Genomic DNA, 15,726 nt, shown 5'->3' with positions numbered 1-15,726 from the left:
GTGCCGATAACACCGTTAATAAATCTATGAGAAGGTGTTGTATGTTGAACCGTATCCGCGTTGTCACAATGCTCATGATGGTGCTGGTCATTTTCGCACTTCTTCAGCTCATCTCCGGCGGGCTTTTTTTCTCGTCATTAAAACAGAACCAGGACAGCTTTGCGGCCTCGAACGATCTCCGCCTGCAGCAGAGTGAGCTCACCTCAACGTGGGATCTGATGCTGCAAACTCGTATCAACCTGAGCCGCTCGTCCGCGCGCATGATGATGGATCCCAACAATCAGCAGAGCAGCGCGAAAACCGATCTGTTGAAAAATGCCCGTGCCACCCTCGCTGACGCCGCAAAACATTACGACGCCTTCAAAAAGATTACCCCGCAGCCTGCGATGGAGCAGGTGAGCCAGAACATTGACGAAAAATACAACGCCTATCATGCCGGTCTGGCAGAGCTGATTCAGTTCCTTGAGAGCGGCAACATGGACGCCTATTTCGCGCAGCCGACGCAGGGGATGCAAAACGCCCTCGGCGCGGCGCTGGGGGAGTACGCGAAGGTCAGTGGCGATCTGTATCACTCCGCGTTTGCTGAAAGCCAGAATGACTACCGCTTTGCGAAATGGCAGATGGCGGTGTTGGCGCTGGCGCTGGTCATTGTGCTGATTGCGGTCTGGTACGGCATTCGCCATATCCTGCTGAACCCTCTCGGTCGCGTCATTGCCCACATTCGTGACATTGCCGGCGGTGACCTGACCAAAACGCTGACCGTGTCCGGGCGCAATGAGATCACCGAGCTGGCAAACAGCGTTGACCATATGCAGCGTTCTCTTATCGATACCGTCGCCAACGTGCGTAGCGGCACGGATGCCATCTATACCGGCACCAGCGAAATTGCGATGGGCAATAACGACCTTTCTTCGCGCACCGAACAGCAGGCGTCCGCCCTGGAAGAGACGGCGGCCAGCATGGAGCAGCTCACCGCGACCGTGAAGCAGAACGCCGATAACGCCCGCCAGGCGTCTCAGTTGGCGGAAAGCGCCTCCGAGACGGCACAGCGTGGCGGCCGCGTGGTGGATGGTGTGGTGAAAACCATGCACGACATCGCCGAGAGCTCGAAGAAAATCGCCGACATCATCAGCGTCATCGACGGCATTGCCTTCCAGACCAACATTCTGGCGCTGAACGCCGCCGTGGAAGCGGCGCGTGCGGGCGAGCAGGGACGCGGGTTTGCCGTGGTGGCCGGGGAAGTGCGCAACCTGGCCAGCCGCAGCGCCAATGCGGCAAAAGAGATCAAGTCGCTGATAGAAGATTCCGTCTCCCGCGTGGATACCGGCTCCGTGCTGGTGGAAAGCGCCGGGGAGACCATGAATGACATCGTGAATGCTGTCACCCGCGTGACGGACATCATGGGTGAAATCGCCTCTGCGTCTGATGAGCAGAGTCGTGGTATCGACCAGGTTGCTCTGGCGGTATCGGAAATGGATCGCGTGACACAGCAAAACGCCGCGCTGGTGCAGGAGTCCGCTGCGGCGGCCGCTGCGCTGGAAGACCAGGCAAGCCGTCTGAAGATGGCGGTCTCGGCGTTTCGTCTCGCTTCACTCGCTGGAAACACGGTCACCCCGCAGGCGACGTACCGCGCGCCAGCCGCTGAACCGGCTGCAAACCGTACGCGTACCGCGACGACCGGACAAGATGAAAACTGGGAAACATTTTGACTGACAATTAAACCGCGGCTGCTTGCCGCTTGATGGGAGCGTGGATGTTAAATCGTATTCGTATCTCGACCACACTGTTTTTGATTCTGATCCTTTGCGGTGTGTTGCAGGTTGGCAGTAACGGGTTGTCTTTTTGGGCGTTTCGCGATGGCTATCAGAATTTGCAGGACGTTGAGGCGAGTAATCAGCAGCGCTCCGCACTGGCACAAACCCGTGCCGTGCTGTTGCAGGCAAGCACTGCGCTGAACAAGGCGGGAACCTTAACCGCGCTAAGTTATCCGCCGGATGACATTAAGGCGCTGATGGCCACCGCGCGCGACAGCCTGAAACAGGCTGACGCACAGTTTAAGGCCTTTACGGCACAGGCCACCGGTAGCGAGAAAGAGAAAGCGCTGAAGGCCGCCATGAAGACCCATTTTGAACAGTGGTACAGCGATCTGGACCATCAGGCGACGTGGCTTGAGAACAACCAGCTGTCGGACTTTATGACCGCGCCGGTTCAGGCCTCGCAGGCCGCGTTTGACGGCAGCTTTAACGCGTGGCAGCAGGATATTAACCAGTCTGTACAGCGTGCCGGTGACCAGAGCCGTCAAAGCTATCACATGTCGGGCGTCATCTTTGCCGTGGTGGTGATTCTGGCAGGGTTGCTGACCGGTGCCGCGCTGCTCTGGTCGCGCAGGATGATTGTGCAGCCGCTGGCGATTATCAGCAGCCACTTCGACAGTATTGCGAAAGGCGACCTGGCGCGTCCGGTGGCGGTGTTCGGCAAGAACGAAATTTCGGCAATTTTTGCCAGCCTGAAGGCGATGCAGGAATCGCTGCGGGAAACGGTATCCGACGTGCGTCAGGGCAGTTATGCCATGCACACCGGGATCTCAGAGATTGCGGCGGGTAACAACGATCTCTCGTCCCGCACCGAGCAGCAGGCGGCCTCGCTGGCGCAGACGGCAGCCAGTATGGAGCAGCTGACCGCGACGGTAAGCCAGAACGCCGATAACGCGCGTCAGGCGTCTGACCTGTCAAAACAGGCGGCGATGACGGCGAAGAAGGGCGGCGACCAGGCGTCCCACGTCGCCAGTACCATGCAGGAGATCGCCACCAGTTCACAGAAAATTGGTGACATCATCAGCGTGATTGACGGTATCGCGTTCCAGACCAACATTCTGGCGCTGAATGCCGCTGTGGAAGCCGCGCGTGCCGGGGAGCAGGGGCGCGGGTTTGCGGTGGTGGCGGGTGAAGTGCGTAACCTGGCGAGCCGCAGCGCCAACGCGGCGAAAGAAATTAAGGTGCTGATCGAAGAGTCGGTCTCACGCGTTCAGCAGGGCTCAACGCTTGTGGATACTGCGGCGAAAACCATGCACGAAATCGTCACCTCCGTGACGCGGGTGAACGACATCATGGGCGAGATTGCCTCGGCGTCGGATGAACAGCGTCGCGGCATTGAGCAGGTTGCCCAGGCGGTGAGCCAGATGGATCAGGTGACGCAACAGAACGCCTCGTTAGTTGAGAAAGCGGCAGCGGCAACCGATCAGCTGGCCAGCCAGGCGGATCGTCTGACCGGGCTGGTCGCGGTATTTAATGTGAAAGAGCACGTTGAAGCAGTAACAGAAGTCGGGCGGTCGCAGGCCGTGCCAGTTGTATCCTGAATGTAATTAAGAAGGCGCTATGACATCACCAATGCCCCCTGGGCAAACGTCATTATTGTTGCAGATGACACAGCGCCTCGCGCTGTCCGACGCGCATTTTCGTCGGATATGTCAGTTAATCTACCAGCGTGCGGGGATCGTGCTTGCGGATCATAAGCGGGACATGGTCTACAACCGTCTGGTGCGGCGCTTGCGTACGCTGGGACTGGATGATTTTGGCCGCTATCTGAGCATGCTCGAGGCGAACCAGAACAGCGCAGAGTGGCAGGCTTTTATTAACTCGTTAACTACCAACCTGACGGCGTTTTTCCGCGAGGCTCACCACTTCCCGGTTCTGGCCGAGCATGCGCGCCGTCGCACCGGGGAGTATCGCGTCTGGAGTGCGGCCGCCTCGACGGGTGAAGAGCCGTACTCGCTGGCGATCACCCTTGCCGATACGCTGGGGATGGCACCCGGCCGCTGGAAGGTCTACGCCAGCGATATCGATACCGAAGTGCTGGAGAAGGCGCGTAACGGCGTTTATCGCCAGGATGAACTGAAAACGCTGTCGCCGCAGCAGCTGCAGCGTTATTTCATGCGCGGGACGGGCCCGCATGAAGGCCTGGTACGCGTACGCCAGGAGCTGGCGAACTGCGTCGAATTCGCGCCCGTTAACCTGCTGGATAAGCAGTACAACGTGCCGGGGCCTTTCGACGCCATTTTTTGCCGTAACGTCATGATCTATTTTGATAAAACGACGCAACAGGACATTTTGCGTCGGTTTGTTCCGTTGCTCAAGCCTGACGGTTTACTGTTTGCCGGGCACTCGGAAAACTTCAGCAACCTCGTGCGTGAGTTTAGCCTGCGTGGGCAAACGGTATATGCGCTGAGTAAGGAAAAAGCATGAGTAAAATCAGGGTATTGTCTGTCGATGATTCAGCGCTGATGCGTCAGATCATGACTGAAATTATCAATAGCCACAGCGACATGGAGATGGTGGCAACCGCGCCTGATCCGCTGGTAGCGCGGGATTTAATTAAAAAATATAACCCCGACGTGCTAACGCTGGATGTCGAGATGCCGCGCATGGATGGCATAGATTTCCTCGAAAAATTAATGCGGCTGCGGCCCATGCCAGTGGTGATGGTCTCCTCCCTGACCGGGAAAGGATCGGAAATCACCCTGCGCGCGCTGGAGCTGGGGGCGGTGGATTTTGTCACCAAGCCGCAGCTCGGCATCCGTGAAGGGATGCTGGCCTACAGCGAGATGATCGCCGAGAAGATCCGCACCGCGTCGCGGGCGAAGCTTGCCGCCCACACGCCGATGGCCGCGCCGACGACCCTGAAGGCCGGTCCCTTACTCAGCTCGGAAAAACTGCTGGTCATTGGGGCGTCAACCGGAGGAACAGAGGCAATTCGTCATGTACTCCAGCCATTGCCGCTCTCAAGTCCGGGTATTCTGATCACTCAGCATATGCCGCCAGGCTTTACCCGTTCGTTCGCAGAACGCCTGAACAAGCTGTGCCAGATCAGCGTGAAAGAGGCGGAAGACGGCGAGCGCGTGCTCCCGGGGCATGCCTATATCGCGCCGGGCGACAAGCATATGGAGCTGGCGCGCAGCGGCGCTAACTATCAAATCAAAATTCATGACGGACCGCCGGTCAACCGGCACCGTCCGTCGGTGGATGTGCTGTTTCATTCGGTGGCGAAACATGCGGGGCGCAACGCCGTGGGGGTGATCCTGACGGGGATGGGCAACGACGGTGCCGCCGGAATGCTTGCAATGCACCAGGCTGGCGCCTGGACGATTGCGCAGAATGAAGCAAGTTGTGTGGTGTTCGGCATGCCGCGCGAGGCCATCAATATGGGTGGCGTGAGCGAAGTGGTCGATCTTAGCCAGGTAAGCCAGCAGATGCTGGCGAAAATCAGTGCCGGACAGGCAATACGTATTTGACTCAGGAGTATTATTTTATGGCGGATAAAGAGCTTAAGTTTTTGGTTGTGGATGACTTTTCCACCATGCGTCGCATTGTGCGCAACCTGCTGAAAGAGCTGGGCTTCAACAACGTTGAAGAAGCAGAAGACGGCGTTGATGCGCTGAACAAACTGCAGGCTGGCGGGTTTGGTTTTGTGATCTCCGACTGGAACATGCCAAACATGGACGGTCTGGAACTGTTAAAAACCATTCGTGCTGATGCGGGAATGGCGTCCATGCCGGTTCTGATGGTCACGGCAGAAGCGAAGAAAGAGAACATCATTGCCGCTGCACAGGCGGGCGCAAGCGGCTATGTGGTGAAACCATTCACCGCGGCGACCCTGGAAGAGAAGCTCGGTAAGATCTTCGAGAAACTCGGCATGTGAGGTGTTGGTTATGATGCAACCTGCTATGAAACCCGTTGAAGAACACTCGCCGAGCGACATCATCGTCCGCATCGGCAGCCTGACGCGCATGCTGCGTGACAGCCTGCGTGAGCTGGGTCTGGATCAGGCGATTGCCGAAGCGGCGGAAGCGATTCCTGATGCCCGCGATCGTCTGGACTACGTCGTGCAGATGACCGCTCAGGCCGCTGAACGTGCGCTGAACAGCGTTGAAGCGTCGCAGCCGCACCAGGATGCGATGGAAAAGGGGGCGAAAGCGCTGACCAAACGCTGGGACGAGTGGTTTGAGAACCCTATCGAGCTGGCGGATGCCCGCGAACTGGTGACCGATACCCGCCAGTTCCTGGGGGATGTGCCGGGTCACACCAGCTTCACCAATGCCCAGCTGCTGGACATCATGATGGCGCAGGATTTCCAGGACCTGACCGGTCAGGTTATCAAGCGCATGATGGATGTGATCCAGGAGATTGAGCGCCAGCTGCTGATGGTGCTGCTGGAGAACATCCCGGAACCGGCAGCCCGTCCAAAACGCGAGAACGAAAGCCTGCTCAATGGTCCACAGCTCGACGCCAGCAAGGCGGGCGTGGTGGCAAGCCAGGATCAGGTGGACGACCTGCTGGACAGCCTCGGCTTCTGATGGTCCATCCCGCCTCAGGGGATGGACATCCTCTGAGGCGGTTTGCGACAAAATCACCGAAAAGAGCCCGAATAAACGGGCTTTTCCCGCCATTGGATTTCCGCTGCGCTGGCATGATACCCGTGACGTAATGGGCTGAGCGTGCACAGTGGCAGAAGAGAACGACGACAAAACGGAAGCCCCCACACCCCACCGACTAGAAAAGGCGCGTGAGGAAGGGCAAATCCCCCGATCCCGAGAATTGACCTCCCTGCTGATCCTTATCGTAGGCGTGTGCATTATCTGGTGGGGCGGGGAGTCGCTCGCCCGCAAGCTGGCGGGCATGCTGTCGACCGGCTTACGTTTTGACCACAGTATGGTCAACGATCCGAATCTGATCCTCAGCCAGATTATCCAGCTGATTAAAGGGGCCATGGTTGCGCTGCTGCCCCTGATCACCGGGGTTGTGCTGGTCGCGCTGGTCTCGCCGGTGATGCTCGGCGGTCTGGTCTTCAGCGCCAAATCGCTGCAGCCGAAATTTTCCAAACTGAACCCGCTGCCGGGCATTGCGAAAATGTTCTCTGCACAGACCGGGGCCGAGTTGCTCAAAGCCATTCTCAAATCGGTGTTGATGGGCAGCTCCGCGGGGTTTTACCTCTGGTACCACTGGCCGGAAATGATGCGTCTCATCAGCGAATCGCCTCTCACCGCGATGAGCAATGCCCTGAATCTGGTCGGACTCTGCGCGCTGCTGGTGGTGCTCAGCATTATCCCGATGGTGGGTTTTGACGTGATCTTCCAGCTCTATACCCACTTCAAGAAACTGCGGATGTCACGTCAGGATATCCGTGACGAATATAAGCAGATGGAAGGTGACCCACACGTGAAGGGGCGTATCCGCCAGATGCAACGTGCCGCCGCCCGTCGCCGCATGATGGACGATGTGCCCAAGGCCGACGTCATCGTCACCAACCCGACACACTACTCCGTTGCGCTGCGCTATGACGAAAACAAAATGAGCGCGCCGAAAGTGGTGGCAAAAGGGGCGGGGCTGATCGCTTTGCGTATCCGGGAAATTGGCACCGAACACCGCGTGCCGATCCTGGAAGCGCCTCCGCTGGCGCGTGCCCTGTACCGCCATGCGGATATTGGACAACAGATCCCGGGACAACTCTACGCCGCCGTGGCGGAAGTGCTGGCCTGGGTGTGGCAATTGAAGCGCTGGCGTCTGGCCGGCGGTCAACGGCCTGTGAAACCTGAGAACCTTCCGGTGCCTGCCGCGCTGGATTTTATGAACGAGAAGGACACTGATGGCTAATCTGGTGGCAATGTTGCGCCTGCCCGGCAACCTGAAATCGACCCAATGGCAGATCCTGGCCGGGCCGATTCTGATCCTGCTAATTCTGTCGATGATGGTACTGCCGCTCCCGGCGTTCATCCTCGACCTGCTTTTCACTTTCAATATCGCGCTGTCCATTATGGTGCTGCTGGTGGCGATGTTCACCCAGCGTACCCTGGAGTTCGCCGCGTTCCCGACCATCCTGCTGTTTACCACTCTCCTGCGACTGGCGCTGAACGTGGCGTCCACGCGTATCATCCTGATGGAAGGTCACACCGGGGCGGCAGCGGCAGGTAAAGTGGTGGAAGCGTTCGGCCACTTCCTGGTGGGCGGTAATTTCGCTATCGGTATCGTGGTGTTCGTCATCCTCGTGATCATCAACTTTATGGTCATCACCAAAGGTGCAGGGCGTATTGCGGAAGTGGGCGCGCGCTTTGTGCTCGACGGGATGCCCGGCAAGCAGATGGCGATCGACGCCGATCTGAACGCCGGCCTTATCGCTGAAGATGAAGCTAAAAAGCGCCGTGCGGAAGTGACGCAGGAGGCGGACTTCTACGGCTCCATGGACGGTGCGAGTAAGTTTGTCCGCGGTGACGCCATCGCGGGCATTCTGATCATGGTGATTAACGTGGTCGGCGGCCTGCTGGTGGGCGTGTTGCAGCACGGGATGGACATGGGCCACGCGGCGGAAAGCTATACGCTGCTGACCATCGGTGACGGTCTGGTCGCGCAGATCCCGGCGCTGGTGATTTCCACTGCGGCGGGTGTCATCGTGACCCGCGTGAGCACCGATCAGGACGTTGGCGAGCAGATGGTTGGCCAGCTGTTCAGTAACCCGCGCGTGATGCTGCTGGCCGCGGCGGTTCTCGGGTTGCTCGGCCTGGTGCCGGGTATGCCAAACCTCGTTTTCCTGCTGTTTACGGCGGCGCTGCTGGGCCTTGCCTGGTGGATGCGTGGCCGTGAAACCAAACCGGCAGCGGAACCTGTGCCGGTCAAAATGCCGGAGAATAACCAGGCCGTTGAAGCGACCTGGAACGACGTTCAGCTCGAAGATTCCCTGGGAATGGAAGTCGGGTATCGCCTGATCCCGATGGTCGATTTCCAGCAGGACGGCGAGCTGCTCGGTCGTATCCGCAGTATCCGTAAAAAATTCGCCCAGGACATGGGCTTCCTGCCGCCGGTCGTTCACATCCGCGACAATATGGACCTGCCACCCGCGCGCTACCGCATCCTGATGAAAGGCGTTGAAATCGGCAGCGGTGATGCCTATCCGGGCCGCTGGCTGGCGATTAACCCCGGCACCGCCGCAGGCACGCTGCCGGGCGAGCAAACTATCGACCCGGCCTTTGGTCTGGCCGCGATCTGGATTGAAAGCGCGCTGAAAGAGCAGGCGCAGATCCAGGGTTATACGGTTGTGGAAGCCAGTACCGTGGTGGCGACCCATCTTAATCACCTGATTGGGCAATTCTCGGCGGAGCTGTTTGGCCGTCAGGAAGCGCAGCAGCTGCTTGACCGCGTCACGCAGGAGATGCCGAAGCTGACGGAAGATCTGGTCCCCGGCGTGCTGACCTTAACCACGCTGCATAAGGTGCTGCAAAACCTGCTCGACGAGAAGGTGCCGATCCGCGATATGCGCACCATTCTGGAAACCCTTGCCGAGCACGCGCCGATACAAAGCGATCCGCACGAGCTGACGGCGGTGGTGCGCGTGGCGCTGGGACGGGCAATCACCCAGCAGTGGTTCCCGGGAACCGGAGAAGTGCAGGTCATCGGCCTCGATACGCCGCTTGAGCGTCTGCTGCTGCAGGCTCTGCAAGGCGGGGGCGGCCTGGAGCCGGGCCTGGCGGACCGTCTGCTGGCGCAAACCCAGGAGGCGCTGGCGCGTCAGGAGATGCTGGGGGCGCCGCCGGTGCTGCTGGTGAACCACGCGCTGCGTCCGCTGCTGTCGCGCTTCCTGCGTCGCAGCCTGAACCAGCTGGTCGTGCTGTCGAATCTGGAGCTGTCGGATAACCGTCATATCCGCATGACCGCGACGATTGGAGGAAAATAATGCGTAAGTGGCTTTGGATAGTGCTCTTCCCACTGGCAGCGCAGGCTGCCGGGGGAGGTACCTGGCAGGCGAGCAGCATGGGGGTGACCCTCAGCAACCGCGGTGTTGCTATGTCGTCTAACCCGCTGTCGGCTTCGGAAGAGGTTTCCGGTCAGATGGGCCTTGTGGTCTGGAACTACCGGCTGATTGGCCCTACGCCAGCGGGCTTGCGGGTGCGCCTCTGCTCTCAGACGCGCTGTACCGAAATCGACGGCGAAAATGGAACAACGCAGGCGTTCAACGGCGTGCCAGCTATTGAGCCGTTGCGTTTCATCTGGGAAGTGCCGGGCGGAGGACGTTTGATCCCGGCGCTGAAGGTGCAGAGCAATTCTGTCATCGTGAACTACCGCTAACACCCTGCCTTTTCACCAGCCATCAGGCAATTTTGATGGCTGGCTCTCAAAACTGACCTCGCCTTTTGATCAAAAAGAAACGCTGTTTTATAAATCAGTGACGCGCGTAACCATACTCTTTGTATTTTTGCCATTCCCCCTCTTTGCAATGGCAGAAACAGAAAGGTATCAACAAGCCGATGCAATTACTGTAGCCGTATTAAAGCTCCCGGACGAGGCTTGCTTGCAGGGAGTCTCCCAAAACTGATTAGGGTTGACGGCAATGAAAACACGTAAAATTGGACTCGCGAATTATCTTGCGTACGGATCAGGTGATTTCCTTGGGGCGGGTACCACCGCCCTGACGGCGGCCTGGCTTTTATATTTTTATACCACCTTCTGTGGGCTCACACCGATCGAAGCAACGTTCATCTTTGCCGCGGCAAGGGTGCTGGATGCCGTGGTTAGCCCGTTAATGGGCTTTTTAACCGATAACTTTGGTACGACCTGGCTCGGTAAGCGCTTTGGCCGTCGTAAATTCTTTATCCTGCTGGGTATTCCGTGCGTGTTCAGCTACTCGCTGATGTGGGTTGGGGACATGAGCTTCTGGTATTACCTGCTGACCTATCTGGTGTTTGATATTGTCTACACCATGATTCTGGTGCCGTACGAAACGCTGGTGCCGGAAATGACTGACGACTTTAAACAGAAAACGAAGTTCTCCGGGGCGCGCATCTCTATGGCGCAGATGTCCGCCATTCTCGCCTCCTTCCTCCCGGGGATCCTGTTGACCCACTTCGGGAAAGACAACGCGGTTTCCTTCTTCTACGCAAGCCTGGTCTTCTCTGTGCTCTGCGCGCTGATGCTGACCTTCGTCTGGTGCTTCACCTGGGAGCGCCCGCGCGAAGAGTGGTCTGAAGCGGCGCTGCGTGCTGAAGAAGAGAAGAAAAAACTGACGCTGGGGCAGAGCCTCAACCGGCTGATCGTAGAGTTAAGCTCCACGCTGCGCATCAAAATTTTCCGTCAGCATCTGGGCATGTACCTCGGCGGCTATATCGCGCAGGACGTGTTTAACGCGGTATTCACCTACTATGTGGTGTTCGTGCTGATGCAGGAAGCGTCAATGGCGTCCAGTCTGCTGGGCACGATGGCTATCTTCCAGTTCCTTGCGGTTATCGCCATGATCCCGCTGTGTATCCGCTTCGGGCCTGCACCGTCCTACCGCATGGTTGTGGTGCTGTTTGGCCTGGCGTCTCTCTCATACGCCGTACTCTATTATGCTGGCCTGAGCGACGTCTACGCTCTGCTGTTGCTGATCTCTGCGGTCGCAGGGCTGGGTCGTGGCGGTATCAACTACGTGCCATGGAATACCTACACCTACATTGCTGACGTGGATGAAGTGATCACCGGCCAGCGCCGCGAAGGGATTTTCGCGGGCATCATGACCCTGACCCGCAAGGCGTCGCAGGCCGGTGCGGTGATGCTGGTGGGCATCGTGATGCAGATGTCCGGCTTTGTCAGTGGTCAGAAAGTGCAGCCTGCGGAAGTGAGCCACACCATTTTGATGATCCTGAGCGTGGGCACCATCCTGGTGCTGTTCTGCGGCTTCCTTGTTTCCCTGCGCTTCAAACTCAATTTGCAAACCCACAGCACGCTGCGCGAGGAGACCGCGAAAATGCGTGAGAGTGGTCATGCGATGCCTGAGTCAGCGACGCCACACGCCCGCGCCACCGTCGAGATGCTGGCTGGCATGCCTTATGAGTCACTGTGGGGCAATAACAACATCGGTTATCTGAATCGCAATAAGCCAGCGGCACCTTCTCTCAAGGATCGCGCGGTACTGAATTCGACATACAACAGAGGTTAAGATGATGAAAGTTTGGCCTGTCAAACATAGCCCGTTATTACGTCAGCCAGAGCGCTTTATCGCCCGGGACGAGCTGAAATCGCTGATTCAAAAGGTGACGCATAATCTGGTCAATATCCGCGACAAAACGGGTGAATTTTTGCTGCGGCTGGACGACGGGCGCGTGATCGACACCAAAGGCTGGGCCGGATGGGAGTGGACGCACGGCGTCGGCCTGTATGGTATCTGGCAGTATTACTGCCAGACCAGCGACGAAGGTATGCGCGAGATCATCGACAGCTGGTTTGCCGACCGCTTTGCGGAAGGCGCAACCACCAAAAACGTGAATACCATGTCGCCGTTCCTGACGCTCGCTTATCGTTACGAAGAGACCCAAAATCAGGCCTGGCTGCCGTGGCTGGAAAGCTGGGCGGAATGGGCGATGGCGGAGATGCCGCGCACTGAACACGGCGGGATGCAGCACATCACCCTGGCGGAAGAGAACCATCAGCAGATGTGGGACGACACGCTAATGATGACGGTGCTGCCGCTGGCGAAAATCGGCAAGCTGCTCAACAAACCGGAGTACGTTGAAGAGGCGGTGTATCAATTCCTGCTGCACGTGCAGAACCTGATGGACCGGGAGACCGGACTGTGGTTCCACGGCTGGAGCTATGACGGTAATCATAACTTTGCCCGTGCCCGCTGGGCGCGCGGCAACAGCTGGCTCACCATCGTGATCCCGGACTTCCTCGAACTGGTGGATCTGCCGGAAAACAACGCCGTGCGCCGCTACCTGGTGCAGGTATTGAACGCGCAGATTGCCGCGCTGGCGAAGTGTCAGGACGGGAGTGGTTTGTGGCACACGCTGCTTGACGATCCACATTCTTATCTTGAGGCGTCCGCCACGGCAGGGTTTGCCTACGGCATTCTGAAAGCCGTGCGCAAGCGCTATGTTGGCGCGGAGTATGCCGAAGTGGCAGAAAAAGCAATTCGCGGTATCGTCAGGAATATCTCGCCGGAAGGCGAGCTGTTGCAAACGTCGTTCGGCACGGGCATGGGGAGCGATCTTGAGTTTTATCGTCAGATCCCGCTGACCTCAATGCCGTATGGGCAGGCGATGGCGATACTGTGTCTGACGGAGTATTTGCGGAAATACTTCTGAACCTGTGGATATCCCCGGTGGCGCTGCGTTTACCGGGGCTACAAAACAAAACCCGGCTTGCGCCGGGTTTTTTGCATTACATACGTTCTACGGTTTCGATACCCAGGGTATCCAGACCCAGCTTCAGGGTCTTCGCCGTCAGCTGCGCCAGCTTCAGGCGGCTGTTGCGGACAGATTCATTTTCCGCGGAGAGAATAGGGCAGTGCTCGTAGAAACCGGAGAACAGACCCGCCAGATCGTACAGGTAAGCACACATCACGTGCGGCGTGCCATCACGTGCGACCACGGTCAGCGTCTCTTCGAACTGCAGCAGACGCGCTGCCAGCTGTGCTTCACGATCTTCCGTGATGGTCACGGTGGCATTCGCCAGCACGCTTTCGTCGATATTGGCTTTACGGAAGACCGACAGCACGCGGGTATAGGCGTACTGCATGTATGGCGCCGTGTTGCCTTCAAACGCCAGCATGTTATCCCAGTCGAAGATATAGTCGGTGGTACGGTTTTTGGACAGGTCAGCATATTTCACCGCACCGATACCCACAGCGTTGGCCAGTTTTTCCAGCTCGTCGGCCGGCATGTCCGGATTCTTCTCGGCCACCAGACGACGGGCGCGTTCCAGCGCTTCGTCCAGCAGGTCGGACAGCTTCACGGTCCCGCCCGCACGGGTTTTGAACGGCTTGCCGTCTTTACCCAGCATCATGCCGAACATGTGGTGTTCCAGCGGAACGCTGTCCGGCACGTAACCGGCTTTACGCACGATCGTCCACGCCTGCATCAGGTGCTGGTGCTGACGGGAGTCGATGTAGTACAGCACGCGGTCGGCATGCAGCGTTTCGTAACGGTATTTCGCACAGGCGATGTCGGTCGTGGTGTAGAGATAGCCGCCATCCTTTTTCTGGATGATCACGCCCATCGGTTCGCCTTCCTTGTTTTTGTACTCATCAAGGAACACAACCGTTGCGCCTTCGCTCTCAACCGCCAGGTTTTTCGCTTTCAGGTCAGCCACAATGCCGGGCAGCATTGGGTTATACAGGCTTTCACCCATCACGTCGTCACGGGTCAGGGTGACGTTCAGACGGTTATAGGTCAGCTGGTTCTGAGACATAGTGATGTCAACCAGCTTGCGCCACATCTCGAGGAAGTATTGATCGCCGCCCTGCAGTTTTACCACGTAGCTGCGCGCGCGCTCGGCAAAGGCTTCGTCTTCGTCGTAGTGTTTTTTGGCTTCACGATAGAACCCTTCCAGGTCCGCCAGCGCCATTTCGCCCGCGTTTTCCTGCTGCTGTTTTTCCAGGTAAGCAATCAGCATCCCGAACTGGGTACCCCAGTCGCCCACGTGGTTCGCGCGGATCACCTTGTGACCGAGGAACTCGAGCGTACGCACCGCGGCATCACCGATGATGGTGGAGCGCAGGTGGCCAACGTGCATCTCTTTCGCCACGTTCGGGGCAGAGTAGTCGATCACGACGGTCTGCGCTTCCGGCTGGGAAACACCCAGACGGTCAGATTTCAGTGCCGCGTCAACGTGGCTTGCCAGGAAGGCAGGCTCAAGGAAGATGTTGATAAAGCCCGGGCCGGCGATTTCGGTTTTGCTGGCAATGCCGGCGAGATCCAGATGCGTCAGTACCTGCTCAGCGAGCTGTCGCGGCGGCATGCCCAGTTTTTTAGCCACAGCCATCACGCCATTAGCCTGATAGTCGCCAAACTGTACTTTTGCTGACTGACGAACCTGCGGTTCGCAATCCGCAGGCGCACCTGCGGCAATCAGTGCCTGACTGACTTTTTCGGAGAGAAGAGCCTGAATATTCACCTGGATACCTTACTTTTTTGATGCGGGCTCACAACCACCCGCGCCAGTTAGAGAATTTAGGGCGGGAGTATACTGCAAATGCCTTCTGCCGTCAGCATCGCGGGGCCTGAAGATTGCTCAGAATCCAGGCTAAGAAGGTGTGCATAAACATGCAGTCATAAAAAGCGGGATTCTGCGGTTGGTCAAAACAGGGCAACAGAGTAAATTAGCGGCTTTGCGACACGAAAAGAGAGTGACTTATGTCGAACTGGCAATCCATTGATGAACTGCATGATATTTCCGCAGATTTACCGCGCTTCACCCAGGCGTTCACAGAACTTGCCACCCGTCTGGGTCTGGATATTGCGCCGCTTGAGGCCGATCACATCTCTTTGCGCTGCCATCAGAATGCCACCGCAGAGCGCTGGCGTCGTGGGTTCGAACAGTGCGGCGAGTTACTGTCCGAGAACATCATTAACGGTCGGCCTATTTGCCTGTTCAGGCTGCGTGAGCCGGTGAACGTGGCCCACTGGCAATTCACCGTGGTTGAACTGCCGTGGCCGGGCGAGAAGCGCTATCCGCTCGAAGGGTGGGAGCACATTGAAATTGTCCTGCCGGGTGAGCCGGAGACATTAAACGCGCGTGCGCTGGCCCTGTTAGCTGACGAAGGCTTAAGCCAGCCAGGGATTTTTGTGAAGACCAGTTCACCCAAAGGTGAGCGCGAGCGATTACCGAATCCGACGCTGGCCGTCACGGACGGGAAGGTCACGGTGAAGTTTCATCCCTGGACCATTGAGCAGATCGTTGCCAGTGAAGCGCAAGAGATGTGAGTTCCCGC

At 58.0% G+C, this 15,726-nt stretch carries 13 protein-coding genes; 12 read left to right on the top strand and 1 reads right to left on the bottom strand.

Going from position 1 to position 15,726, the window contains the following annotated elements:
• The first annotated feature begins 41 nt into the window (after positions 1-41).
• From tar to KGP25_RS14450, 11 genes are all read left to right on the top strand, one after another.
• Entirely contained in the window at positions 42-1,709 is a 1,668-nt protein-coding gene (gene tar / locus KGP25_RS14500) for a methyl-accepting chemotaxis protein II (RefSeq protein ID WP_063621994.1), read from the top strand.
• A 44-nt stretch (positions 1,710-1,753) separates the two neighbouring features.
• The gene (tap, locus tag KGP25_RS14495; protein ID WP_223539183.1) at positions 1,754-3,355 is read left to right on the top strand and encodes a methyl-accepting chemotaxis protein IV; all 1,602 of its coding nucleotides are present in this window, start codon (positions 1,754-1,756) and stop codon (positions 3,353-3,355) included.
• A 19-nt stretch (positions 3,356-3,374) separates the two neighbouring features.
• Positions 3,375-4,241 carry a protein-glutamate O-methyltransferase CheR gene (gene cheR, locus KGP25_RS14490; protein WP_008500429.1) on the top strand — a complete coding sequence of 289 codons (867 nt, stop codon included), beginning with the start codon at positions 3,375-3,377 and terminating at the stop codon, positions 4,239-4,241.
• A complete protein-coding gene (locus KGP25_RS14485) occupies positions 4,238-5,287 on the top strand; it encodes a chemotaxis response regulator protein-glutamate methylesterase (RefSeq protein WP_090392328.1) in 1,050 nt (349 codons plus the stop codon). The genes cheR and KGP25_RS14485 overlap by 4 nt, the downstream gene beginning before the upstream one ends.
• 17 nt (positions 5,288-5,304) lie before the next feature.
• Positions 5,305-5,694 carry a chemotaxis response regulator CheY gene (gene cheY / locus KGP25_RS14480; protein ID WP_008500431.1) on the top strand — a complete coding sequence of 130 codons (390 nt, stop codon included), beginning with the start codon at positions 5,305-5,307 and terminating at the stop codon, positions 5,692-5,694.
• Between the two features lie 10 nt (positions 5,695-5,704).
• The gene (gene cheZ / locus KGP25_RS14475; RefSeq protein ID WP_008500432.1) at positions 5,705-6,349 is read left to right on the top strand and encodes a protein phosphatase CheZ; all 645 of its coding nucleotides are present in this window, start codon (positions 5,705-5,707) and stop codon (positions 6,347-6,349) included.
• Between the two features lie 148 nt (positions 6,350-6,497).
• Positions 6,498-7,646 carry a flagellar biosynthesis protein FlhB gene (gene flhB, locus KGP25_RS14470; protein ID WP_021240449.1) on the top strand — a complete coding sequence of 383 codons (1,149 nt, stop codon included), beginning with the start codon at positions 6,498-6,500 and terminating at the stop codon, positions 7,644-7,646.
• Positions 7,639-9,717, top strand: coding sequence for a flagellar biosynthesis protein FlhA (flhA, locus tag KGP25_RS14465; RefSeq protein WP_045908197.1), 2,079 nt, complete (start codon positions 7,639-7,641; stop codon positions 9,715-9,717). Before flhB ends, flhA begins: the two co-directional genes overlap by 8 nt.
• Complete coding sequence (locus KGP25_RS14460) at positions 9,717-10,109, top strand: flagellar protein FlhE (RefSeq protein WP_045908198.1); 393 nt, start codon at positions 9,717-9,719, stop codon at positions 10,107-10,109. The genes flhA and KGP25_RS14460 overlap by 1 nt, the downstream gene beginning before the upstream one ends.
• A gap of 262 nt (positions 10,110-10,371) precedes the next feature.
• Entirely contained in the window at positions 10,372-11,955 is a 1,584-nt protein-coding gene (locus tag KGP25_RS14455) for an MFS transporter (RefSeq protein WP_223539182.1), read from the top strand.
• A 4-nt stretch (positions 11,956-11,959) separates the two neighbouring features.
• Complete coding sequence (locus tag KGP25_RS14450; RefSeq protein ID WP_223540569.1) at positions 11,960-13,099, top strand: glycoside hydrolase family 88 protein; 1,140 nt, start codon at positions 11,960-11,962, stop codon at positions 13,097-13,099.
• A gap of 76 nt (positions 13,100-13,175) precedes the next feature.
• Here KGP25_RS14450 and argS read toward each other — a convergent pair whose 3' ends face one another.
• Positions 13,176-14,909, bottom strand: coding sequence for an arginine--tRNA ligase (argS, locus tag KGP25_RS14445; RefSeq protein WP_008500436.1), 1,734 nt, complete (start codon positions 14,907-14,909; stop codon positions 13,176-13,178).
• A 239-nt stretch (positions 14,910-15,148) separates the two neighbouring features.
• On the opposite strand from argS, the gene KGP25_RS14440 reads away from it, so the two are divergent.
• Positions 15,149-15,718: a VOC family protein gene (locus KGP25_RS14440; RefSeq protein ID WP_223539181.1), complete on the top strand. Its 570-nt coding sequence runs from the start codon at positions 15,149-15,151 to the stop codon at positions 15,716-15,718.
• Positions 15,719-15,726: the final 8 nt, after the last annotated feature.

The organism is Enterobacter sp. JBIWA003 (genome assembly GCF_019968825.1).
Taxonomy (GTDB): domain Bacteria; phylum Pseudomonadota; class Gammaproteobacteria; order Enterobacterales; family Enterobacteriaceae; genus Enterobacter; species Enterobacter quasiroggenkampii.
Note: the sequence above shows the minus strand (reverse complement) of the source record. Positions and strands in the feature narration are given on the sequence as shown.